The 2568-nt window shown below is 49.3% G+C and carries 1 protein-coding gene and 1 pseudogene; both read left to right on the top strand.

All coding sequences use genetic code 11. From position 1 onward, the window contains the following. Positions 1-694: pseudogene (locus KDK17_RS09455) on the top strand (hypothetical protein); the annotation flags it as partial. A 190-nt stretch (positions 695-884) separates the two neighbouring features. After that, positions 885-2568: acetate--CoA ligase (gene acs, locus KDK17_RS09460; RefSeq protein ID WP_257287933.1), on the top strand; the 1684-nt coding region annotated here is incomplete at its 3' end.

Genomic DNA, 2568 nt, shown 5'->3' on the forward strand with positions numbered 1-2568 from the left:
CATCATGGGTTTTGAACTTCTGTCTCCCGCTGCCATGGCTCCCGGGCAGCAGCAGGATGCAGCTCTGTTGGTCACCCTGCTGCTGGCTGTGTTTGTGATTATGTTTGGCACTCGCAGACTGGATACTACAGAACATCAGCATGGCGTCATGCTGGCCATCGCCTTTGAGTCTCTATTGAAGCTGATTGCCTTTCTGGTGGTTGGAGGCTGGATCACTTATCGATTTTTTACAGAAGCCAGCGATCCACTGGTTCATTTTGAAACTGCGTTGGCTAAACCCACGGATGAGAGTCTGTTTTTGACTCTGATGGCCCCAATTATGGTCGCCATGGCGGCTTTTATCTGCCTGCCGAGACAGTTCCATGTTCTGGTGGTGGAAAATCGTGATATCAGGGATCTAAACCGCGCTCGCTGGATGTTTCCTGTCTATCTGCTTCTGACCGCGGTATTTGTACTGCCCATGGCATTTGCCGGAAAAATACAAAGACCAGAATGGGCCCGATATAGATACTCGGAAATGACCAGATGTTCTGAGATGCCTGACCCACAGCACCAAAAAAAGTCCAGGCAGTGCAATAGACAGCCAACGACAGACTGTAAATATAGGGGCGCCATTTTTCTCGTAATTGTGCGCCTGCATGATCACCATACCAGGCTACCGAAAACAATCCCCCCACATAGAGAAGGGCTATGAGAGCCAACCACCATCCAGCCATACTTTCTTACTTTTTTCTAATTCAATAACAGAATTATTCTACCAAAGTCTAATTTCCTGAAGAAGGTATCGCCTTAAGATGACAATCAGGCATCACAATGCTAAAAACTACAAACACCCTATCAATACATTGCCTGAAGAAAAATTAGAATAACTCTAGGGATTCATTATGACTGAAGTGTGTGTGTACCCGGTAACTGAGGTTCAGAGAGAGAATACACTGGCAGATAACGAGCGTTATCATGAGATGTACCAGCAATCTGTCGTTAACCCAGAAAGGTTCTGGCGAGAACATGGCAAGAGAATCGACTGGTTCACCCCTTACACACAGATCAGGAATGTGTCGTTCGATCACGAAAATGTCGATATTAAATGGTTCTTCGACGGCACCACCAATGCCTCTTTCAACTGCCTGGACCGTCACCTCGACAAACAAGCCGATCAGGTTGCCATCATCTGGGAACCGGATGAAGAAGACCAGCCCTGTAAAGAAGTCACCTACAGAGAACTTCACGAACAAGTCTGTCGTTTTGCCAATGGCCTGAAGAGTCAGGGTGTTGGCAAAGGTGATGTTGTAGCCATTTACATGCCAATGGTCGTTGAGGCCATCGTAGCGATGTTGGCCTGTTCACGTATTGGCGCCATTCACTCGGTCATCTTCGGCGGCTTTTCACCTGAAGCTCTGGCAGGAAGAATAATCGACTCCAGTGCCAAACTGATCATTACCGCCGATAAAGGTATTCGTGGCGGACGCAAGATTCCCTTGAAAAACAACGTTGATCAAGCTCTTGAAAACCCGGCAGTAACCAGCATTGAAAAGGTCATTGTTTTACGACACACCGGTGAAGAGGTTAACTGGCAGGAAGGTCGTGATATTGACTGGCAGGAGCTGACTGCCACGGCTTCAGAGCACTGTGTTCCCGAAGAGATGAATGCAGAAGATCCACTATTTATTCTCTACACTTCGGGCTCCACGGGTAAACCTAAAGGCATACTTCACAGCACCGGCGGTTATCTGGTTTATGCCTCTATGACCCATCAGTATGTGTTTGACTATCAGGAGGGTGATGTATTCTGGTGTAACGCTGACATTGGCTGGATTACAGGTCACACCTATGTCACTTATGGCCCACTTCTGAATGGCGCCACCATAGTAATGCATGAAGGTGTACCCAACTACCCGGCCTGCAACAGAATCAGTAAGGTCGTTGACAAACATCAGGTTAATATTCTGTATACCGCTCCCACGGCCATACGTGCACTCATGGCTGAAGGCGATGCGGCTGTCGAAAACACTCACCGCTCCAGCCTCAGGCTACTGGGCAGCGTTGGAGAGCCCATCAACCCCGAAGCGTGGAGTTGGTACTACAAAACCATCGGCAATGAACAGTGCCCCATAGTAGATACCTGGTGGCAGACAGAGACAGGTGGAGCTATGTTGACACCGCTCCCTGGCGCTACTGATCTGAAACCCGGTTCTGCAACCCGCCCATTCTTCGGTATCAGACCCGCCCTGGTTGACAACGAAGGTCGTATACTCGAAGGTGAACAGGAAGGCAATCTGGTTATTCTCGATAGCTGGCTCGGACAAGCCCGGACTGTCTTTGATGACCATGAGCGCTTTATTCAAACCTACTTCTCCAGCTTTAAGGGTATGTACACCACTGGCGATGGCGCCCGTAGGGACGCAGATGGCTATTACTGGATCACGGGGCGTGTTGATGACGTACTTAATGTCTCCGGCCACCGAATGGGTACTGCTGAAATTGAGTCGGCACTGGTCTCTCATAAAGACGTCGCGGAGGCCGCTGTCGTTGGCTTTCCACACGACATCAAGGGACAGGGAATATACG

The sequence above is a fragment of the Endozoicomonas sp. SESOKO2 genome, from assembly GCF_024606245.1.
Classification (GTDB): domain Bacteria; phylum Pseudomonadota; class Gammaproteobacteria; order Pseudomonadales; family Endozoicomonadaceae; genus Endozoicomonas_A.